This is a genomic window from Ruegeria sp. CH8 (assembly GCF_056536985.1).
This window is the reverse complement of record NZ_JBQFQR010000038.1, coordinates 1-21,705: the sequence shown is the minus strand read 5'-3', so window position 1 is coordinate 21,705 and position 21,705 is coordinate 1. Positions and strand designations below refer to the sequence as shown.

The following is a 21,705-nucleotide window of genomic DNA, read 5'->3' as shown; positions in this document are numbered from 1 at the left end:
CGCAACCGCCCTGCCCCGCTCAAGCAAAGGTTCTTCTGACAACACCCCCCAACGCGTCCTTCAGTGTGGCGCTATGAAACTAGGTCATTATATCCGGTGACGCACGCCCACATTTTTCTTGAAGCTTGGAAATCAGCGCCAAGGCGTCTGAGACGTCGCGCAAAGCAGTTTGTGTTTCCACCTTCAGGTCGCCATCTTTCGGTACAAACTGCTCAAGATAAACTCGTATCGTAGCATTGTCTGTCCCTGTTCCCGATAGGCGGATCACGCCGCGGCTACCGTTCTCGAAAACAATGCGAATGCCCTGGTTTTTGGCGACCGAACCATCCACCGGATCTTTATAATAAAACTGATCCGCAGTTGCCACAACAAGGCGGCCCACTTCACTTCCCGGGAGTTTCGGCAACCGGTCGGTCAAATCAGCTATCATCTGAGAAGCCTTCGCGCTGTCTACGGCCTCGTAATCGTGCCGTGAATAGTAGTTTCTGCCATAAGTCTGCCAGTGGTCTACCATCACGTCACGAACTGAAATCCGACGCTCGGCCAGAATGTTCAGCCACAGCAGCACGGCCCACAAGCCGTCCTTTTCGCGCACGTGGTCCGAGCCGGTGCCGGCGCTTTCCTCGCCGCATAGCGTAATGCGGCCCGCGTCCAGCAGGTTTCCGAAGAACTTCCAGCCCGTTGGCGTTTCATAACAGTCCAGCCCCAGCCCTTCAGCGACACGATCAACGGCTGCGCTGGTTGGCATCGAGCGGGCGACCCCAGCCAACCCCTTGACATAACCCGGGGCGAGGTGGGCATTGGCGGCCAGCACGGCAAGACTATCGGAGGGCGTGACATAGATACCTTTGCCCAGGATCATGTTGCGGTCGCCGTCTCCATCCGAAGCCGCTGCAAAGTCTGGACCATCGGGAGACATAACCAAGTCGACCAGCGGCTTGGCCCAGATCGGATTGGGGTCAGGATGCCCCTTGCCAAAATCGACTGAAGGAACTGCGTTCAGAACCGACCCCTTCGGAGCGCCCAATTCATCCTCGAGTATTGCGGTGGCGTAAGGTCCCGTTACGGCGTGCATTGCATCAAAACTCAGGGTGAATCCGTCGGCAAGCAGTGCCCTGATCCTGTTGAAATCAAAGATCTCGCGCATCAGTGCTGCGTAATCTGCCACCGGGTCGACAACTTCCACAACCATGCCTTCAAGCTCTGAAACGCCAACTCGACTGAGATCGATGTCATCAGCGTCCAGCGTGGTATACTCGCTAAGGTTCTGCGAATGCGTGTAGAATTTTTCTGTCAGACTCTCGGAGGCCGGACCGCCATTGGTACCGTTGAACTTCAGACCGAAGTCCGCGTCTATGCCACCAGGGTTGTGACTTGCCGAAAGAATAAAACCGCCGTCGGCCTCGCGCTTGCGGATCAGATTAGACGCGGCAGGTGTTGACAATAATCCATTCTGACCGATGATCGCGCGCTTTGCTTCATTGGCCGCGGCCATGCGCAATATTTCCTGAATCGCTTCTGCATTGAAAAACCGCCCGTCGCCCCCGATAACGAAGTCCTTGCCCTTTGCGCCACCGATAGCGTTGAAGATAGATTGAACAAAGCTCTCAAGATAGCCGGGTTGCATAAAGACACGCGTCTTTTTTCGCAGTCCGGATGTCCCCGGCTTTTGGCCAGAGAACGGTATGCAGGAACGTGATACTATAGACATGGATCAATTTCCTTTTCTTCAAGGACAGCGCTTGGGTTCCGTTTCGACCCCATCGAATTGCTGGTTTTGTTTAGACTTTGAACGCAGGCAAATGTTTCGACATCCTTAGATGTGGGGCGTCGCCAATTCGGATGTTCGTCTATCGTGCCAGGCAGGTTCTGGGCCTGTTCGCTTCCCAGAAGATCGTCTAATTGCACCGTAACCAGCTCCGCCGGGCTCTTCCCCAATTCCCGATGGATTGCATGGCAGACGTCATCCAGCGTCGCGCTCGGAGGAATGCTGGAGTGTTGACGTAGTGAATTGCGCTGGATGGCCCGCGCGCCGTGCAGCCCTATCGCCTCGTCCGACGACAGCCATCCGATGGAACGCCACCACTCGATATCTCGCCCGCGCCAGAACCCCCTGATCGTTGGAGTATCGTGTGTGCCAAAACAGGCCATCGTGAACGGGTGTAAGTCCTGAACGGACCGCAATGCGCCGTCGGATGTGCCTTCAAATTGCCAAACCGCGTAGCTGTAGAGACCCGATGCTTTAAGACGCTCCCGAAATCCAACAGGTACCAACCCTAGATCCTCGCCAACGACGCAACAGCGATTGTACGAGGCTTCGATAGCCACAACAGCAAGAAGCGCTTCGAAAGGCTGTGATACATAAGCGCCCGGACTGCCATCCTCCGGCACCCAGAAACTGCGCATCAGGCCCAGAACATGATCAATCCGGATGATCCCTGCCTGCGCCATCAGTTTTCGTAACAATGTCCGCAGGGGTTCGTAGCGGTTTTCCGAAAGTTTGTTGGGTGCGTAAGCCGCCAATGTCCAGGATTGTCCGGCAGGACTTAGCTGATCAGGTGGAGCACCGATTGAGACGCCGCGTGCGATCAGGTCTTGATGCATCCAAACCTCGGCGCCTCCGGGGCGTGCGCCGACCGCCAGGTCTAGGTAAAGACCTAACGCCATCCTGGATTGAACTGCGCATAATTGGGCGGCTTCCACCTGATTTGAAGCTTTCCATTGCAGCCAAGCGTGGAACCCGTCCCGGGGTTTCGGGGCAGTTTCTTCGGGCTTACGCAGTTGTGATGGCCAATTGCGGAAATCGCTACCATGCGTTTCGCTGGTACTTTCAAATGTCGCAAACCGGGTCAGTTCAAGGCCCTCAGCTTTGCAAAAGGCCTGAAGTTTGCTGCGGTCTGCGGTTGTCGCGTTTTGGCAGAATCGTTCATAGTCCGCCTCTAGTGCTGGGCGATGTTGCCTACGAAAAGCCTTGTAATCAATCAGCTCGCCGATTGTTCCGGTTTCGAACTGAGTGTCACTCGCAATATGGTCGACGTTCAAAAAACCTCGGTGACTGGGTGAATAAGGGCTGATTGTATCATGTGCCGCCCATCCCAACGCGTGGACTGGATTGATCCCAAAATATGTCGCGCCGGACTGCCCGATGCGCGACATCGCCTGACCGAGATCCGCGTAATTTCCCAATCCACCGTTTGTTCGGGACTGCAGCGCAAAAACTGAACCGGACACACCCCAAGCCTTTTGCAACCCGGTCAAGTCTGCAATTGTCGGCGCGTGTGCCGGGCGGCTCAGCAGGAATACTTCTTCACAGGGGCCCGATCCACGCGTAACCAATGTGAAATACCCAACGGGCAGAGGTTTCAGCGTCAGACTGGTATCGCTTCGACCCGCCTGCATTTCGTGACCTTGGTCATCCAGTACATGCCATTCACAAGGTTTGGTCAGCGCAAATTCAAACGGCTCCTCTGCCAGAATGACTTGCTCGACGGGTAACGTTCTGGCTGTCCGTCTGGAACAGCGCGCCCGCAATTCTTCGCCAATGGATTTTTCCGTGCCTACTTCGACGTTCAACGCACGCAATAGAGCTTTCAGGGTTGGCGGTGAAGTGGCCTGGTGCGATCCGTCCCAAGCGTCATAGCCGAGGTGAATACCGCACTCCTGCGCCAGCTGTCGCAATTTGTCGTCGCTGCTCATCAACCCGCAGACCGTTCTCTCAAGACAAAAGCAACTACGGAATTTGCCGATATACGCGTCGTCGGCGAGCCCATCTCAAGAGATGACTGGCGAACGACCGAAGTATCAATTTCTCGCCACCAAACACTTTCACCATTTGGTGGCAACTGCAGCTCCAACTCCCCATCTTCTCGGTTAAAGGCCAAAAGGACTGTATCGGAAAGGGCATCGCCTGCCACGCATTCGGCACAGCCGCGCAGAATTAGACACAGGCTGGACAGTCCCGGGTCGCGCCAATTCAAGGTAGATCCGTCCATTGCACGCCATTCGACATCTGGCAGCCCGTCCGATCGTTTAGCGCCGTGCAGGAACCGGTTCTGGTTCAGAACGGGATGCTTGGATCGGAAGCTTGATAACGCTGAGGCAAACTCGACCAAGTCACCGTCCATAGTACTCCAGTCGATCCAACTTACCGGGTTGTCCTGACAATAAGCGTTGTTGTTGCCATTCTGCGAATTTCCGCCCTCGTCGCCAGACAGTAACATCGGAGTTCCCTGTGACAGGAAAACGGTAGCCAGCATGTTGCGTAACCTTTGTTGACGGGCGGCGACTATCTCGGGATCATCGCTGTCCCCCTCGACACCGAAATTGTCGCTGTAGTTGCTGTGGTGCCCATCGCGGTTTTCTTCGCCATTGGCGGTATTGTGGCGCTGAATGTAGCGAGTCGTGTCGGCCAGTGTGAAACCGTCATGCGAGGCGACAAAGTTGACCGAAGACGAGGCCTGCCGGCCTTTGGTGTCAAATAGATCCGCCGAGCCTAACAAGGCCGAACCCATGTCCTGCGCCGAATGTCCATCGCCGCGCCAGAACTTACGTACAGTGTCACGGTAGCGGTCGTTCCATTCCGAAAACTCAGGCGGGAACCGCCCTAATTGATAGCCGCCCGGACCGACATCCCAAGGTTCTGCGATCAGCTTGACCCCTGCCAACACCGGGTCTTGCCGCAAGGCGTCCAGGAAACCGCCGCCTACTTCGAACCCATGCGCCTCGCGTGCCAGAGTCGTGGCTAGATCAAATCGGAAACCGTCGACGCCCATGCACTGCACCCAAAACCGCAGACTATCCATCACCATCCGCAGCACAAACGGATGCCTAACCTTCAGCGTGTTTCCGGTACCGGTGTCGTTGACATAGTACCGAGGTTGGCCCTCGGGCAGTAGGTAGTACGAGGCGTTATCGATTCCGCGAAAACTGAGCGTAGGTCCCAGATGATCGCCCTCGGCGGAATGATTGTAGACCACGTCCAGAATGACCTCGATTCCCGCTTCGTGAAACTGGTCAACCATTGCGCGAAACCCGAAAACCCCTGATGGCCCGAAGTAGCGGGGCTCGGGCGCGAAGAAACCTATCGTGTTGTAACCCCAATAATTCCGCATCGACCGCGCATGCAGGGCACCTTCGGACGTGAAAGCGTGGACGGGTAAAATTTCCACTGCAGTGACACCCAGTCGCGTCAGATGGTCAAGAACGGGCTGTGAAGCCAGCCCGTCATAGGTGCCCTTCAACGCTTCGGGGACATCAGGGTGTAGCATCGTAGCGCCCCGGACATGCGCCTCGTAGATGAACGTGCCGTTCCAGCGTCTTCCAAGCGTCACCGCATCCGGCAAGAAGCTGTAAGGGTGCGAGACGACGGATTTGGGGACGTAGGGCGCGCTATCGGTTTCACTAAAGGATAGATCTCCGTACGGAGAGTTGGGCAAGTAGCCGAGGATCGCCGGATCATGGGTTACACGGTCGTGGAGCTCGCGTGTATAGGGATCAAGCAACAACTTGTTGGCATTGAACCTGTGTCCGCGTTCCGGTACAAACGGACCCTCCACTCGGTATCCGTATCGCGCGCCGGGCCTAAGGCCGGGAACATAGCCATGCCAAACCGCACCGTTACGTTCAGGTATTGCGAGTCGGGCAAGCTCCGTTCCGCCATCCTCGTCAAATAGACACAGATTGACACGTGAGGCGTGTTCGGAAAATAGGGCAAAGTTCACGCCATCGCCATCGAAATGGGCACCGAGCCGCGACGGGTCGCCCGATTGGATAGTCAGTTGCGCGGGCCCGATATCCTTCATTCAGACAAACCTTGATACACTTGAGCATAGTCCAACGCCGATTGATCCCACCCAACGGGTTGCCGCATCGCCGCGCGCTGCATCATTTGCCACCTTTTCTTATCGGCAAAACTGTCAAAAACCCGGTCCAATACGGCCTCGATTCCACTTGCCGACACATCGTCAAAAACAAAACCAGTCGCGCATTCCGCGTTGAGCGCCGCAATATTGGCGTCAACTACCGTGTCCGCGAGGCCCCCGGTGCGTGCGACGACAGGCAAGGTCCCATATCGAAGCCCATAAAGTTGGGTTAGACCGCACGGTTCAAACCGCGACGGGATCAGGATGGCGTCGGAACCACCCTGCAAAAGGTGCGCAAAGGCCTCGTCGTATCCGATTACAGCGCCCACCGCACCGGTAAACCGTTGACTGGCACCAATAAAGGCCTGTTCCAGCGCCGCCTGTCCTGAGCCAAGCACGGCCAGTTGACCACCACGGTTGACGATATGCGGCACTGCATCGGCCAATGCGTCCAATCCCTTTTGTTCGGTCAGTCGACTGATGACACAAAATAGAGGACCAGTTGCCTCGGGGTCCAGCCCAGCGCGTTCTGCAATCCCGGCGCGGTTTTCAGCTTTGCGTCCCAGACTTCTTGCGTTGTAGCCGCGATTTAACGCCGGATCGCTGGAAGGATCCCATGTGCCGGTGTCAATTCCGTTCAGGATACCGCTGAGAATTCTCTCTCTGGATTTCAGAACACCTTCCAGACCCATGCCATAACGTGGTGTCAGGATTTCGCGGGCGTATGTTGGACTGACAGTCGTGATCCGGTCGGCGAACATCAACCCACTTTTCAGAAACCCGAGGTCTCCATGAAACTCGAGTGCTTCGGGATGAAACCAGTCTCCCCTCAATCCCAATTCGGACAGGACATGTGGGCCGAACCGCCCCTGAAAAGCTATGTTGTGGATTGTCAAAACCGACTTTGGCGCCACTCGACCGGACTGTTTCAGGTAAACCGGGGTCAAAGCAGCCTGCCAATCGTGAGCGTGAACGACATCAGGCATCCAAGCTTCTATGCCATCCAATCCAACCCGCGTCGCAGCCTGCGCCAGCGCGCCAAAGCGCAGATGATTGTCCGGCCAATCCTCGCCGTTGGGGTCCGTGTAAGGCAGGCCCGGGCGATCGAACAATTGCGGGGCGTCAAGCAAAAGCATGTCAATACCTTGCGAAGATACTAAGACAAGCTGACCATATCCCCCGGGCAAGTCATCGAACTGAGCAACTTGGTTCCCGTCACTGAGCAACGGCTGCAATGAGGGGTAAGCCGGCAACAGAATGCGACAATCGATATCTTGTTGGGACAATGCGGCAGGTAGTGCACCGACCACATCCGCCAGCCCTCCGGTCTTGATGAATGGGGTGCACTCCGAAGCGACCATCAGTACTTTCATTTTACAGGTCCAGTTTTTCGATCATCGCTTGGGTTATTAGGCAAACACCGCCTTCTGTGCGTCTGAACCGCTTGGCGTCAAGTTCCGGGTCTTCCCCTACTATCAAACCCGGTGGGATTTTGACGCCCCGGTCGACGACGACATTCTTCAGATATGCCCGGCGTCCGACCTCGCAGTATGGCAGGGCGACCACGCGCTCCAGCTGCGAGTAGGAATGGGTTTTAACCCCTGTAAACAGCAGGCATTGATACAAAGACGAGCCCGAAATTATGCAGCCGCCTGATACCATCGAAGACACAGCCTGACCGCGGCGACCTTCCTCGTTGTGAATGAATTTCGCCGGAGGTGTCAGTTCCGAGTAAGTCCAAATCGGCCAGTCCGTGGCATATATATCCAAACCCGGCTTAAAATCGGTCAGGTCTATATTTGCCTGCCAATAGGCATCAATTGTTCCCACATCGCGCCAGTACGGTTTATCCTCAAGCCCGGACATCACGCAGGATCGGCTAAACGGATGGGCCATCGCCCCACCTTCAGCGACGATCGCCGGGATAATGTCTTTTCCAAAGTCGTGACTGGATGTCTCCGACACAGCGTCGGCATGAAGAAGGTCATAGAGGTATTCGGCCTCGAATACGTAGATACCCATGCTGGCCAGCGACATATCCGGATCGCCCGGCATCGACGGCGGGTCGGTGGGTTTTTCAACAAAACTCAGAATCTTGTCTGTGTCGTCAACGTCCATTACTCCAAAGCCTTTGGCTTCTTCGCGCGGAACTTCGATGCAGCCCACTGTTACCTTTGCACCGGATTGCACATGCTGTTCGATCATCAGTGAGTAATCTTGCTTGTAGATATGGTCCCCAGCCAACACGAGGATGTACTTCGGCCCATAGCCGCGCAGGATATTGATATTCTGGGTCACGGCATCAGCGGTGCCCTTGTACCAGTTGTCCTCATCCAGTTGTTGGGACGCGGGCAGTATATCCAGAGACTCGTTGCGTTCTGCACGGAAAAAGCTCCAGCCCCGTTGCAGGTGCCGGATCAGGCTGTGCGCCTTGTATTGAGTTGCGACACCAATCCGTCGTATGCCCGAGTTCACAGCGTTGGATAGCGCGAAGTCGACGATCCGCGTCTTTCCACCGAAATAGACTGCAGGCTTCGCACGGATATCTGTCATTTCCTTGAGGCGACTTCCCCTGCCACCAGCAAGGACATAGGCCATGGTCTGATTTGCCAATCTGCGGCGATCTTGTTTCAACGGATGTCCTCCCAATGATGGTTCCGATCTAATGGCGCCTGTATTCAAAGAACACTGTGGCAAGCGGTGGGACTGTCATCACCACAGAGTGTTCACAGCCGTGCGCTGCGATGTGTTCTGAATTCAGCCCGTCCCCATTGCCCTGATTGCTGCCGCCGTAATACATGGAATCTGTGTTCAATCGCTCTGCCCAATGACCGGCCATGGGTACCCCAACGCGGAAATCGGTTCGGGTCACTGGGGTAAAATTGGCGACAACTAACACTGGCGGGCTGTCTTCCTCGCCGTAACGAACCCAGGAAAACACCGAGTCATTGGCGTTACCGCCATCGATCCAGCGGAACCCCTCTGAACGCGTGTCTTGTAGGTAAAGGGCGGGTGTTTCACGATAGAGCGCATTCAGATCGCGCACCAACCGTTGCACGCCTGCGTGGTTGGGGTGCTCCAACAGGTGCCAGTCTAAGCTTTGTTCGTGGTTCCATTCAGCAACCTGCGCAAACTCGCCTCCCATGAACATCAGTTTTTTGCCGGGATGGCCCCACATAAATCCGTAATAGGCGCGCAAGTTAGCAAAGCGTTGCCAGTCATCACCCGGCATTCTGCCAAGCAGTGATCCTTTGCCGTGAACAACCTCATCGTGGCTGAGGGGCAGCACAAAATTCTCGGAAAACGCATAGTGCAGCCCGAAGGTCATCTTGTCGTGGTGATACTTACGGTTCACGGGGTCTTCGGTCATATACCGCAGGGTGTCGTTCATCCATCCCATATTCCATTTGAAGCCAAAGCCCAGCCCGCCCTCGGACGTCATGGCGCAAACACCCGGGAAGGCAGTGGATTCTTCAGCAATGGTCATCGCGTCGGGATGTTCGGCATAAACGGCCTCGTTCATCTGCCTCAAGAAACTGATGGCCTCCAAATTTTCGCGCCCACCATGGACGTTCGGGATCCACTCGCCTTCTTCCCGCGAGTAGTCGCGATAAAGCATCGAAGCCACCGCATCGACGCGAAGACCGTCGATATGGTATTCCTCTACCCAGAATTTTGCATTCGCGATCAGATAGTTGGCGACTTCGGCTCGGCCATAATTATAGACCAGAGTGTTCCAATCGGGGTGATACCCCTCTTTCGGGTCGAGGTGTTCATACAGGGCGGACCCATCGAACCGCCCCAACCCATGCGGATCGGATGGAAAATGGCCAGGCACCCAATCGATGATCAAGCCCATGCCAGCCTGATGGCACGCATCCACTAGCGCCCGAAAATCGTCGGGTGTTCCGAACCGCGCAGTTGGCGCGAACAATCCAACGGGCTGATACCCCCATGAGCCACCAAAGGGATATTCCGATATTGGGGTCAGTTCGATATGGGTGAAGCCCATATCGCTGGCATAAGCCACCAGATCACTCGCCAGTTCCTGATAGCTTAGCGACCGGTTGTCTTGTTCTGGAACTCGCCGCCAGCTTTCCAGATGCACCTCGTAGACTGAAATTGGTTGATCCACTCTGTGGCGTGAAACTCGATTGGCCATCCAAGCGGTATCTGCCCAGCTATAGCGTCCAAGATCGCGGACGACCGAGGCTGTTTTGGGCGGCAGTTCGGAACCGAACCCAACAGGATCAGCTTTCTCGGGCATAAGATGCCCGTCAGAACCAACGATTTCGAACTTGTAGACAGCGCCATCGCCCAGACCGGGCATGAAAATCTCATGCACACCTGTCGCACCACGTCGCCGCATCACATTGCGGCGTCCGTCCCAGCCATTGAAGTCACCGATGATCGAAACCCGCCGCGCATTTGGTGCCCAGACCGCGAAATGCACACCATCGCAACCTTCATGAGACATGACATGCGCCCCAAGCGCGCGCCACAGCTGACCGTGTGTGCCCTCGCCCAGAAGATATTCATCAATTTCACCCAAGACCGGACCAAACGCATAGGGGTCTGGCTCTGTCCATGTATCGGCTTGTCTCGTCAGTCGCAGAAGATATGGGAACCGATTTTTCCGGCGCGGAATAATCCCTGCAAAAACTCCGCTGTCATCGTCAACCCGAGTCAGGGCGCACAGCTCGCGCCCGGTTTTTCGGTCCAGCACCTCGACCGTGTCCGCCTCGGGGTGAAAGCACCGAATGATCAAACGTCCGTCGACCTCAAACAACCCAAGAACCGAAAACGAATCGCCATGCTCGCCCCGCGCGATGGCCGCAGCCTCCCCAGATTGGATGAGGTCGCTGCTCATGCCGATTTACCCAATGGCTTGGTCAGCACGCTATCCGCCTGCCAGATATCGCGGGCGTATCCCCGGATCGTCCGGTCTGACGAGAACCAACCCATACTGGCCGTATTCTGCAGAGCCATAGCAGCCCAGTTTTGACTGTTGCGATATGCGACATCGGTGCGGCGTTGCGTGTCGAAGTAACTGTCGAAGTCGCACGTAACCAAAAAGTAGTCATGATCATAAAGTGTGCCGATCAGCGAGTGATACCGGCCAGGTTCCTCAGGTGAAAACTGGCCTTCGAAAATCTGCCCCAGAACGCGCTCCAGCCGTGGGCTGGCTGAAATTGCGGCGCGCGAGTACTCGTGCACCTTGCGACGTTCCATGACTTCCTGCGCGGTAAGACCAAACAAGAAGAAATTGCCCGAGCCTACATGTTCACGGATTTCAACATTTGCTCCGTCCAGTGTGCCAATCGTCAGCGCACCATTCAGGGCAAATTTCATATTTCCAGTCCCAGACGCCTCTTTGCCGGCGGTCGAAATCTGCTCAGACAAATCTGCCGCTGGGATCAGCTTTTCCGCCATCGTGACATTGTAATTGGCAGGATATACGACTTTCAGAACGTCACCGGTCACGGGATCAGAATTTATGACCTTGGCCACATCATTGATGAGCCGCACGATCTGCTTTGCAACGTGATATCCTGGTGCGGCCTTGCCCCCAAAAATCTTAACGCGCGGGGTCCATTCGAACCTAGGATTATCCCGCATCTCGTTCCAAAGCGCGACCGTCTCCAGAATGTTCATAAGCTGGCGCTTGTATTCGTGAATACGCTTGATCTGAACGTCGAAGATAGCGTCTGGATCGACCAAGACACCGCATTTGGCCGCAATCCAGTTCGAAAGTTGCGCTTTATTGTGACGTTTGGCGGCGCTGAAGTCGTTCAGGAAACTTTGATCCTCTGCGCGGGCTTTGAGTTGTTTCAGTTGTTCTAAATCCGCCACCCAGCCATCTCCGATTTCGCGGGTGATCAGATTGCTCAGAACCGGGTTGCTGGTGTGCAGCCACCGACGCGGAGTAATACCGTTGGTCTGGTTGATGATCCGCGCAGGATGAATGCGGTTCAAGTCGGCAAAGACAGTGTCTTTCACCAAATCGGTATGCAAAGCCGAGACGCCGTTGACCTTGTATGCCATGATAAATGCCAGTTCGCCCATGTGGACTTCGCCATGCTTGAGGATACGCGGACTGCCCGGAAACTCTTGTTGCTGTTGCTCGTCAATGGCTCGGATAATTTCCAGATGCCGCGGCAGAACACGACCCAGCAACCCCTCGTGCCAACGCTCCAGCGCCTCGGGCAGAAGCGTGTGGTTGGTGTAGCCAAGGCAACGACGCGCCAGAGCAATCGCCTCATCCAGAGGCAGGTCATGCTCATCCGCCAAAATGCGCACCAATTCAGGGCCCGCAATCGCCGGATGTGTATCGTTGAGCTGGATCGCGACTGCATTTGGCAGTTCTCGAATGTCGCCATGATCGCTTAGGAAACGGCGCAGCAGATCCATAATAGATGCGGCGGTAAAGAAGTATTCCTGCTTAAGCCGCAGCTCCTTGCCTGCATCGGTGGCATCATCGGGATAGAGAACCCGCGAAATCGTACGCGCCAGTGCCTCTGATCGGCTGGCGGCCAAATAGTCGCCTCTGTTGAAGCTCTCCAAATCAAATTCGTTCTCGGGCCGGGCTGACCATAGGCGCAGAGTATTACCCCACGTGCCCTTCCAACCAACGACCGGCGTATCAAATGCTTGGGCCAGAACCGTATCGGCGGGATGCCATTCCGCCTTCCCATCGTGATGGGAAACATAGCCGCCAAAGGCGATCCGGTATCGGACTTCGGGACGCTCAAACTCCCAGGCGAAGCGCTGGTTTAACCAGGTTTCCGCTTTTTCGACCTGCCGACCTTCGACAAAACTCTGCTCGAACAAGCCATGCTCATAGCGGATGCCGTAACCATAAGCCGGAATGCCAAGAGTAGCGAGTGAATCCATGAAACAGGCCGCTAGCCGTCCGAGGCCGCCATTCCCCAAGGCGGCATCAGGTTCGTCGTTGAATACGACCGACGCATCTTGGCCGAGTTCCGCAAGAGCTTCCCTAACCTCTTCCGTCAGCCCCAGATTCGCGGTCATGTCTTCGACAAGTCGACCAATCAAAAACTCCATCGAAAGGTAGTAAACGCGTTTTGCGCCTGACTGGTACGTCTCACGCGTGCTTTCGAACCAAGGGTCAACTATGCGGTCGCGCAACGTTAAGGAAACCGCCATTCGCCAATCATAGGTCGACGCATGTTCTGCGTCTTTGCCGAGCGAATAGGTGAGATGTCTGAGGATTTGTGAGTGCATGATTAAACAGGGCCAATAGTTTTGGTCGGGTTGGGTTTGATTGCGACGCCTATGCCGTCAGACACACTTCCATAATTGAGGAATTGAACACCTTCGGCTTCAAGCGTTGCACGTATGGCTTCGATCATAGCGTGCTTCACGCCGCTTTTTCCGGCTTCAAACCGGTGTACGGTCATATGAGAAACCCGCGACAAATCGGCAAATCCCTTCATAGACAATTCAAGCGCGTTGCGGGCCATTCTAAGCTGTTCTGGTTTCACGTTTTTCTCCAGACTCTTTGGGGGATCGCAGATGAGCAAGCCTGCCCTACCTGAACTTCTTCAAAACGGGTCCAACACATCCGCGATCTACGCGATTTACACTCCTGATCGGTCAACCAGTATTTCCTATCAAAAGTACGACTGACACCACCCACAGATTTGCCTCAAGCCTCATCAACGTACGCGATAAGAGCAGCTTCGCAACCATTCTGCCAAACCATGTCGAGCCACTTGGAAAACGAACTGGAAAACGGTTTGGCGTCCTTCAAGTCGCCGTAAATCCGACTTTGTTCAAGCCAGACCGCCGGGTTCGACTTGGCGGCAAGGGCTGCCTCACTCAGTCTATCCCAAATCGGATCATTCGCCTCGATCACACTACCATCTTCGCGTGTGCCTGCGCACATACGTGCCCATAGCGCCTCGACGAGTGCTAAACCGGTAACGGAACGCCCAGCCTTCAACTGGTCTCGCAATATCGGCAAAACAAAACCTGTATGGCGCGCTGAACCGTCGAAAGCCACGCGTCGGGTCGTGTCCACAATCCTTGGATTTGAAAACCTGCTTTCAACGAGGCCTACATACTCTTCCGGCCTTTTTCCGGAAACCGATGAAACCGTTGGCGCTATCTCAGTTCTCTGAACTTTACCAAAGAACTGCGAAACAACCGGGTGCCTCATACATTCGGAAATCGTCTGAAGCCCTAATATCTCACCCACATTTGCGAGCACCTGATGCCCGGCATTGAGGACGCGGATTTTCATAGTTTCGAACACATGAACGTCATCAGTGAAGATTGCGCCAACCTCATCCCAGTCCGGACGCCCCGCGCAAAAATTGTCTTCAATCACCCATTGGCGATACGCTTCGTGTGTGACCACAGCAGCATCGTCAATTCCAAAATCTATGGCAAGTGCAAGTTCGCTTGGACCGGTCGAAGGGGCGATGCAATCCACCATCGAATTCGGAAATGTCGCGTTGGTGTCAATCCAATCGGCCAGTTCAGGGTCGGACAAGCGAGCCATCGAAATGACGGTTTGTCTAAGGACGTCACCGTTGCTTTGAAGATTGTCGCAACTTAGTCCGGTAAAGGGCGCATGCCCTGCGTCGCGTCGCATGCGAAGAGCGGCCACCATTGCACCAAAGACCGTTCGGGGCGCCAAAGGATTTTGGGCGTCGTGCTGAACGTCAGGGTGGTTGGCGTCAAACCCGTTCGTAACTGGATCAACGTAGTAGCCACTTTCGGTTACGGTCATAGAAACGATGCGGATGGCCGGATTCGACATCGTGCGAATTAGCGCTCCGTTGCCGTCTTCAATAGGCAGGTAGTCGATCATCGAGCCTATGACCTCGGCAGAGATTTTTTCCGGGTCGAGTTCGATTAGGGTCGTGAGGCAATCCTGGGCGAGAAGTTTCTCCCGCATTACCGCATCATAAGGGCGTACGCCTGCCCCTATGATAGCCCAATCCTTGGCTTTGCCCTGTTGCATCAAACGGTGCAGGTACCAAGCCTGATGCGCGCGGTGGAAATTGCCGACGCCTACATGCAGGATGCCGGGTTTCAGCGCAGCGCGGTCATATCTTGGGCGTTCGACAGTCAATTGATCGAGTGTCGCATTCGAAAGGGAGATCAGCTCATCCATTGCCCACCATCCACGTTGTAAGTTTGTGCGACGATGTAGTTCGCCGCATCACTTGCCAAAAAAACAGCCATTCCGGTCAGATCGTCGGGTGTACCCATGCGTCCGTAGGGTACGGCGGCATCAACTTCCTGTTTCTTTTGTCCGGGTGCCTTGTCTTCGTACTTCGCAAAGAACGCGTCCACGCCGTCCCAGTGCTCGCCATCGACGACACCCGGAGAAATTGCGTTCACGTTTATTCCGTGCCTGATCAGGTTCAGTCCCGCCGACTGAGTCAGGCTGATGACCGCCGCCTTGGTAGCGCAATAGACCGCAACCAACGGCTCACCGCGCCTTCCGGCTTGGCTCGCCATGTTGATGATCTTGCCACCTTTCCCGCGCTCGATCATGTGTCGGGCGACGGCCTGCATCGTGAAGAGCGTGCCCGCTACATTGATGTCAAAAGCGCGCTGATAGTCAGCGCGTTCGATTTCAACAATCGGGGCGGCTGTGAAAAGTGCCGCGTTGTTGACCAGAATGTCGATGTGACCGAATTCTGCCAACGTCGTTGTCACTGCGTTGTCGATGCTGGTCTGGTCAGTCACGTCCATAGCCACAGCGATCGCATTTTCGCCAAGTGCAGCAGCGCTTTGGCGGGCGCCATCTATATTTATGTCGGCGACGGCAACCCGAGCGCCTGCGTTGACGTAGGCCTCCGCAAAGGCCCGCCCGATTCCTCGGGCGGCGCCTGTGATCAGGGCTGTTTTTCCAGCCAGTTGCATTATTCGATCCTCAGACCTTGAGCGTCGAACTTGTGCAACTTGTCCATCTGCGGAGTCAGGAAGATCGTGTCGCCATGCTTCGCTTGGATGTCACCGGTAATCCGCACCGTCACCATGTCAGCAAGCCCTGTGTCATGGACGTGAATGAAAGTGTCTGACCCCAGGTGCTCGGCCACTCCGACGACGCCTTTCCACATCCCATCGGTCGTACTGACATCTGTGTGTTCCGGGCGAATGCCGATTGTGGTTGCCCCGTTCTTTTCGGCTTCAGCCCCACTGATCAGGTTCATTTTCGGGGACCCGATGAACCCCGCAACAAATTCGTTGCGTGGACTATGATAGAGCTCAAGCGGTGAACCCACCTGTTCAATTACACCCGCCCGTAAAACAACGATCTTGTCCGCCATGGTCATGGCTTCGACCTGATCGTGTGTCACATAGATCATTGTCGTCTTGAGCCGCTCGTGTAGTTCGCTGATTTCAAGCCGCATTCCGACACGTAGGGCCGCGTCGAGGTTGGACAACGGTTCGTCGAAAAGGAACGCGGCGGGCTCCCGTACAATTGCCCGACCAATCGCAACGCGCTGACGCTGACCGCCTGACAACTGTCCCGGACGCCGATCCAGATAATCGGTAAGGTTCAGCGCCTTTGCGGCTCCTTCGATCCGGCGGTTTTGCTCATCCTCATCGATCCCTGCCATCTTCATCGGAAACGCGATGTTTTTGCGCACCGACATATGCGGGTACAGAGCATAGGACTGGAAGACCATTGCCAAACCGCGCTTGGCAGGGGGCACATCCGTCGCATCCGAGCCGTCGATTTCGATGTGACCCGTTGTGATGTCTTCGAGTCCAGCGATTAGGCGCAACAGTGTGGATTTACCGCAGCCCGAAGGTCCGACAAAAACTGTGAATTCGCCGTCTCCAATCGTGAGGTCCAGAGGCGGAATAACCTGAACGTCTCCGAAGCTTTTGGTCACTTGGTTGAGTTTGATTTGTCCCATTGGTCAAGTTCCTTATTTGACGGCGCCGAAGGTCAGGCCGCTGACAAGTTGTTTCTGGCTGAACCAGCCAAGAATGAGGATTGGCGCAATGGCCATGGTTGATGCTGCGCTGAGCTTGGCAAAGAACAGGCCTTCGGGGCTGGAATAGCTGGCAATGAAGGCTGTCAGCGGAGCCGCATTGGCTGCCGTCAGGTTCAGTGTCCAAAACGCCTCGTTCCAGGCCAGAATGAAGTTCAACAGCAGGGTTGAGGCTATACCGGGAACTGCCATCGGTGTGAGGACATAGAGGATTTCCTCTTTCAGCGTCGCACCGTCCATTCGAGCCGCTTCCAGGATCTCACCGGGGATCTCCTTGAAGTATGTGTACAGCATCCAAACGATGATCGGCAGGTTCATCAACATGAGGATGATGACCAGCGCTCCCCTGCTATCGAGGACGCCAAGTTTGATGCAGATAAGGTAGATGGGGTACAGAACCCCAACCGCCGGGAGCATTTTGGTGGACAGCATCCATAGGAGAATGTCCTTGGTGCGATTGGAAGGAACGAAAGCCATCGACCAGGCCGCGGGCACCGCGACGATGATGCCCAATATTGTCGAACCCCCGGCGATGATGATTGAGTTCCAGAGGAACCGGGCGTAGTTGGACCGCTCCATCACCGCAGAGTAGTTTTCAAGCGTCCAATCAAAGGCCAGGAACACCGGAGGGTCTGCAATTGCGGTGGCTTCGGTTTTGAAGCTGGTCAGGACAGTCCAGAGGATCGGGAAAAAGATCAGCAGTCCAACACCCCAGGCGGCGGCTGTGTTGATGATCTTACGTTGTTGAGTTACTGCGCGGGCCATTTTGTCCTCCTCACGCGTCCAGGTTCTTGCCGACGATGCGCATCAGGAAGATCGCAACGATATTGGCGAGAATGATTGCATAGACACCACCTGCGGAACCGAGGCCGACGTTCTGGCTTTCAAGAACGCGCTGGAAAATCAGGTAGGTCAGGGTGCGAGTACCAAATGCACCTCCGGTCGTGACAAATATTTCCGCAAAGATTGCCAGCAAGAAGATTGTCTGAATCAGAACCACGATCGTAATTGCACGGCTGAGATGCGGTAGAGTGATGTAACCGAACCGCTTTAAAGGCGGTGCACCGTCCATTTCCGCAGCTTCCAACTGTTCACCGTCCAGAGATTGGATCGCAGTCAACAGGATGAGTGTAGCGAAAGGCAACCATTGCCAGGAAACGATCAGGACGATTGAAGGTAGTGAAGCCTCAGACAGCCATGCGATTGGTTCGGCTCCGAAAAAGCGCCAAAGATGCGCGAACAGGCCGTTCACCGGATCCATGAACATATTCTTCCACACCAAAGCTGAAACCGTCGGCATGACAAAGAACGGAGCGATGACCAGTATGCGGACGACTCCTTGCCCCCACATTGGCTGGTTCAACAAGATTGCCAGCAAGACACCAATGATCACGGTGATCAAAAGAACCCCACCAACAATGGTCAGTGTGGCCACTACCGACGGCCAGAACGCGCTGGAGCTGACAAAGCGAACGTAGTTGTCGAAACCTACCCACCCAAGGTCTCCGCCACGCAGCGGAAGGTATTGTTTGAATGAGAAAATGAGAGTCATGATCAATGGAACGAGCATCCAGCCGAGGAGCAAGATGACCGCTGGGGCCATCATAAGCCGCGCCGCTGATCGGGAGTGTTTAGTAGCCATCGGGCATACCTCCTCTGTTGATTGCCATAAGGCTATCTTAAACAGTGCAGAGTTTTTGAAAATTAAGGGCGTCTCGGGAAACACTTGGGAGAAGAGTGCTGCCCGAGACCGATGGAGCGCTTAGCGGTAGCCAGCTGCTTCCATAGCGTCGTTTGTCAGCGCCTGAGCTTTGGCAAGCGCCTCGTCAACGGTTTGCTGACCCGCATAGACGGCCGAGAATTCCTGGCTCACTTCAGTCGCGATACCCGCGAATTCCGGTATGGCCACGAACTGGACACCAACATATGGCACCGGCTTAACTGTCGGATTTGTCGGGTCGGCTGCCAGGATTGAGTCCAGCGTCTTCTGGGCGAAGGGAACCGCCTGATAGTTGGGGTTTTCGTACAGCGAAGTACGCGCACCCGGTGGCACGTTTGCCCAACCTTCGTTCTCGGCGACAAGTTCAATATAGTCTTTTGACGTTGCCCATTCGATGAACTCTTTTGCTGCAGCTTCCTTTTGCGTTCCGGCGGGAACTGCCAGCGCCCATGCCCAGAGCCAGTTTGCTTTCCTGTCGACACCTTCACTATTTGGTGCCAGAGCAAAGCCTACCTTGTCAGCGACGGTAGAGTCGTCCGGATTGGTCACAAACGAGGCAGCAACGGTAGCGTCAATCCACATGCCACACTTGCCTTGCTGGAACAGGTTCAGGTTCTCGTTGAAGCCGTTGGTCGCGTAGCCTGTGGGGCCGGATTCTTCCATCATATCGACGAAGAAGGTCAGCGCCTCTTTCCACTCTGGCTGATCGAACTGGGCATTCCAGTCTTCGTCAAACCAGCGTGCACCGAAGGAATTTCCGGTTACGGTGATAAAGGCTCCGCCTTCACCCCAACCTGCCTTGCCGCGCAAGCAGATGCCGTTGATGTCGTTGTCGCGGTCGGTCATTGCCGCGGCGGCTTCACGGATGAATTGCCATGTCGGGGCATCGGGCATTTCCAGACCGGCCTGTTCCATAAGGTCGGTGCGGTACATGATCATCGAGCTTTCGCCATAGAACGGTGCAGCATAGAGCGTACCGTCGTGGCTCAGACCGGCGCGCATGGCTGGCAGGATATCATCGGCGTCATATTCGGCTGAAAGATCGTCAAGCGAGACCAGCCATCCGTTGGCACCCCAGATCGGGGTTTCGTACATGCCGATTGTCATGATGTCGAAAGAACCGCCCTTTGCGGCGATGTCCGTGGTGACACGCTGGCGCAATACGTTTTCTTCCAGTGTGACCCACTCGACCGTGTGGCCGGTCTTGTCGGTGAAGTCCTGCGTCAATCCCTGCATGCGAATCATGTCGCCATTGTTCACGGTGGCAATGACAAGATTCTCTGCGAGCGCACCACTTGCAGTGACGAGTGTCATTGCCGTCGCCGCATATAGAGCTTGTTTGAATGACATCCTAATTCTCCTCCTCGTTGGATGATGGCTCCGACTCTAGTCAAAATCACAACGCGAAGTCAATTGAAAATTTACGCGCGTAAATTTAAAGGTGACTGCGCATTAACAAATCCTCAGGCCGACTCCCGCATGATCAAACGGCCCTCAAACAGTTTTTCCTGCCTTTCCGACGGGACTTCTCCCTTCTCGAACAATGCAAACAATGTGGACACCGACCAATTCGCGATAGCTTCGTAATCTTGCGCGATTGTCGTCAGAGGGGGGCAAGTAAATCTGGAAAACGGGTGATCATCGTGACCTGCAATCCTGAGGTTACATTCCGGACCATGGCCAACCTTAAAGCCAAGGCCATAGGCGGCTGACAAAAGACCAATTGCAAAGCGATCATTGCTGCAGAGGATCGTGTTAGTGCTGAATGCTCCATCGGACAAAAGCCGGCCCCCTTCAACTTTTCCAATTTCCTCGAAGTTCCAGCCTTCTCCGTTTACTCGAAAAATGCTCGGCGTTTTACCGTGCCGTTCCATGCTTTCAATATAGGCTTGTCGGTGTTTGTTGGCATTCGGGTTCAGAGGTTTCTTCATCTCAAAAAAACAAGGCGGCTCGCCACTGCGACAGAGGTACTCAACCATTAAGTCTACACTTTGAAAATGATCGGTACCTACAAATGCCCGTCCGACATCAGACATGTTGGCATCAAACAAGACGACCGGAATATCTGCATCAAATGCTTTAACGGCGTCTGTATCGGACAGCCTGCCAAACGGTGCCAATAATACACCAGCAGGTTTCAGGGATTTAAGGGAGTTAAGGTTATCTCGCTCCATTTCCGGATTACCGTGCGAACTGAGTAAAATCGGGCTGTAACCGGCCTCAATGCATGCAAGCTCCACACGTCTGCCGATCTCGGAAAAGAACGGGTCAGCTAAGTTAGGTACTACAACGCCAATGTTCTTGGTGGTGCGCCTGTTTTGGTTCATCGCGAAAACGTTCGGATGATAATCATACTCTTCCAGCGCTGCTTCGATCTTTTTTCTTGTGGAAACGCGCACGCTTTCAGGATCGTTGAAATACTTCGAGACGGTAGGTCGAGAAATCCCACTGATAGCTGCAAACTCTTCCATATTTCGGATTTTACGTTGCAAATTTTTCCCCATACCAATTTATAACATATCGCGCGACAACTTTTGTCAAATTTAGTAATGAAAGACCTGCTGTGTCAAGTTAGGCTCTGAGAGTCGCAAGCTGTCCTCCTCACAAGGAACTTCGGCACTCAATTTCTACCGAGATACGAGATTGAAATGGCTTAGAAATGTACTTCAGAAAAGAGTGCCATAGGTACAGAAGGAAACCTACCGAAGAAAAAAACGTGACTTTGGCATGTCGTGATCGGCGAATTAATTCTGTGCTGGCGGGAGAGGTTGTTGAGCAACGTGGTACCAGCCCTTAGATCAGGGGTGCCAAGATGCCGTTCAGTCCCTGCCCACCGCGAGCATATTTTTCTGTTAAGACCTACGGGTAAATCAATAGAGACCAGCGACCTTTGCCCTTAGCTTTATGAGTGATGCTACAGTGTCGATTGTATGCCGCACCAAGTTCGCGCCACTCTGCGAGAGCGGCGGTGCGTGTCAGCTTGAAGGTGTCTCGGCAGGTAAGTGATCTTTCATGGTTGAAGCGGTTGTAAACGGAGGAGTGGACGGAGGCGAATTTCTGTAAACTTCGCATGCGCCTGAAACGCTGCATGGCGCGTTCTCATCGTCGGAACGGCAGGTGAGAGTTCTCAACCCGATTA

Annotated in this window: 15 protein-coding genes and 1 pseudogene; all 16 read right to left on the bottom strand. The window is 54.7% G+C overall.

Translation table 11 applies throughout. The features are described 5' to 3' along the window. Nucleotides 1–79 precede the first annotated feature (79 nt). Nucleotides 80–1,711 (bottom strand): alpha-D-glucose phosphate-specific phosphoglucomutase, encoded by a 1,632-nt coding sequence (locus tag ACR0ER_RS23775; protein WP_480771013.1) that lies wholly within the window; start codon nt 1,709–1,711, stop codon nt 80–82. Further along, nucleotides 1,702–3,696 (bottom strand): 4-alpha-glucanotransferase, encoded by a 1,995-nt coding sequence (gene malQ, locus ACR0ER_RS23770; protein WP_480771012.1) that lies wholly within the window; start codon nt 3,694–3,696, stop codon nt 1,702–1,704. Before malQ ends, ACR0ER_RS23775 begins: the two co-directional genes overlap by 10 nt. Next, a complete protein-coding gene (glgX, locus tag ACR0ER_RS23765) occupies nt 3,696–5,801 on the bottom strand; it encodes a glycogen debranching protein GlgX (RefSeq protein WP_480771011.1) in 2,106 nt (701 codons plus the stop codon). Before glgX ends, malQ begins: the two co-directional genes overlap by 1 nt. Continuing rightward, nucleotides 5,798–7,234: a glycogen synthase GlgA gene (gene glgA / locus ACR0ER_RS23760; protein WP_480771010.1), complete on the bottom strand. Its 1,437-nt coding sequence runs from the start codon at nt 7,232–7,234 to the stop codon at nt 5,798–5,800. Before glgA ends, glgX begins: the two co-directional genes overlap by 4 nt. A gap of 1 nt (nt 7,235) precedes the next feature. Further along, nucleotides 7,236–8,495, bottom strand: coding sequence for a glucose-1-phosphate adenylyltransferase (gene glgC, locus ACR0ER_RS23755; protein ID WP_170336239.1), 1,260 nt, complete (start codon nt 8,493–8,495; stop codon nt 7,236–7,238). Nucleotides 8,496–8,523: 28 nt separating this feature from the next. Continuing rightward, nucleotides 8,524–10,731 carry a 1,4-alpha-glucan branching protein GlgB gene (glgB, locus tag ACR0ER_RS23750; protein WP_480771009.1) on the bottom strand — a complete coding sequence of 736 codons (2,208 nt, stop codon included), beginning with the start codon at nt 10,729–10,731 and terminating at the stop codon, nt 8,524–8,526. After that, nucleotides 10,728–13,106 carry a glycogen/starch/alpha-glucan phosphorylase gene (locus ACR0ER_RS23745; protein ID WP_480771008.1) on the bottom strand — a complete coding sequence of 793 codons (2,379 nt, stop codon included), beginning with the start codon at nt 13,104–13,106 and terminating at the stop codon, nt 10,728–10,730. The genes glgB and ACR0ER_RS23745 overlap by 4 nt, the downstream gene beginning before the upstream one ends. Before the next feature lie 2 nt (nt 13,107–13,108). After that, entirely contained in the window at nt 13,109–13,366 is a 258-nt protein-coding gene (locus ACR0ER_RS23740) for a helix-turn-helix domain-containing protein (protein ID WP_480771007.1), read from the bottom strand. A 164-nt stretch (nt 13,367–13,530) separates the two neighbouring features. Continuing rightward, a complete protein-coding gene (locus ACR0ER_RS23735; RefSeq protein ID WP_480771006.1) occupies nt 13,531–15,006 on the bottom strand; it encodes a mannitol dehydrogenase family protein in 1,476 nt (491 codons plus the stop codon). Next, nucleotides 14,994–15,767, bottom strand: coding sequence for an L-iditol 2-dehydrogenase (locus ACR0ER_RS23730; protein WP_368039659.1), 774 nt, complete (start codon nt 15,765–15,767; stop codon nt 14,994–14,996). The genes ACR0ER_RS23735 and ACR0ER_RS23730 overlap by 13 nt, the downstream gene beginning before the upstream one ends. Beyond that, nucleotides 15,764–16,768: an ABC transporter ATP-binding protein gene (locus ACR0ER_RS23725; protein WP_480771005.1), complete on the bottom strand. Its 1,005-nt coding sequence runs from the start codon at nt 16,766–16,768 to the stop codon at nt 15,764–15,766. Before ACR0ER_RS23725 ends, ACR0ER_RS23730 begins: the two co-directional genes overlap by 4 nt. Before the next feature lie 12 nt (nt 16,769–16,780). Then, nucleotides 16,781–17,611, bottom strand: a complete 831-nt coding sequence (locus ACR0ER_RS23720; protein ID WP_170383439.1) for a carbohydrate ABC transporter permease — start codon at nt 17,609–17,611, stop codon at nt 16,781–16,783. Between the two features lie 10 nt (nt 17,612–17,621). Beyond that, nucleotides 17,622–18,488 (bottom strand): carbohydrate ABC transporter permease, encoded by an 867-nt coding sequence (locus ACR0ER_RS23715; protein ID WP_170336223.1) that lies wholly within the window; start codon nt 18,486–18,488, stop codon nt 17,622–17,624. 120 nt (nt 18,489–18,608) lie between these two features. Next, nucleotides 18,609–19,916 carry an ABC transporter substrate-binding protein gene (locus ACR0ER_RS23710; RefSeq protein WP_480771004.1) on the bottom strand — a complete coding sequence of 436 codons (1,308 nt, stop codon included), beginning with the start codon at nt 19,914–19,916 and terminating at the stop codon, nt 18,609–18,611. Nucleotides 19,917–20,029: 113 nt separating this feature from the next. Then, a complete protein-coding gene (locus ACR0ER_RS23705; RefSeq protein ID WP_480771003.1) occupies nt 20,030–21,070 on the bottom strand; it encodes a LacI family DNA-binding transcriptional regulator in 1,041 nt (346 codons plus the stop codon). A gap of 427 nt (nt 21,071–21,497) precedes the next feature. After that, nucleotides 21,498–21,705 (bottom strand): annotated as a pseudogene (locus tag ACR0ER_RS23700) (IS6 family transposase); the annotation flags it as partial.

Coding starts and splice junctions, on each gene's coding strand:
- ACR0ER_RS23775 (WP_480771013.1), bottom strand. CDS start 1,711: ATGTCTATAGTATCACGTTCCTGCATACCGTTCTCTGGCCAAAAGCCG.
- malQ (WP_480771012.1), bottom strand. CDS start 3,696: ATGAGCAGCGACGACAAATTGCGACAGCTGGCGCAGGAGTGCGGTATT.
- glgX (WP_480771011.1), bottom strand. CDS start 5,801: ATGAAGGATATCGGGCCCGCGCAACTGACTATCCAATCGGGCGACCCG.
- glgA (WP_480771010.1), bottom strand. CDS start 7,234: ATGAAAGTACTGATGGTCGCTTCGGAGTGCACCCCATTCATCAAGACC.
- glgB (WP_480771009.1), bottom strand. CDS start 10,731: ATGAGCAGCGACCTCATCCAATCTGGGGAGGCTGCGGCCATCGCGCGG.
- ACR0ER_RS23745 (WP_480771008.1), bottom strand. CDS start 13,106: ATGCACTCACAAATCCTCAGACATCTCACCTATTCGCTCGGCAAAGAC.
- ACR0ER_RS23735 (WP_480771006.1), bottom strand. CDS start 15,006: ATGGATGAGCTGATCTCCCTTTCGAATGCGACACTCGATCAATTGACT.
- ACR0ER_RS23725 (WP_480771005.1), bottom strand. CDS start 16,768: ATGGGACAAATCAAACTCAACCAAGTGACCAAAAGCTTCGGAGACGTT.
- ACR0ER_RS23720 (WP_170383439.1), bottom strand. CDS start 17,611: ATGGCCCGCGCAGTAACTCAACAACGTAAGATCATCAACACAGCCGCC.
- ACR0ER_RS23715 (WP_170336223.1), bottom strand. CDS start 18,488: ATGGCTACTAAACACTCCCGATCAGCGGCGCGGCTTATGATGGCCCCA.
- ACR0ER_RS23710 (WP_480771004.1), bottom strand. CDS start 19,916: ATGTCATTCAAACAAGCTCTATATGCGGCGACGGCAATGACACTCGTC.
- ACR0ER_RS23705 (WP_480771003.1), bottom strand. CDS start 21,070: ATGGGGAAAAATTTGCAACGTAAAATCCGAAATATGGAAGAGTTTGCA.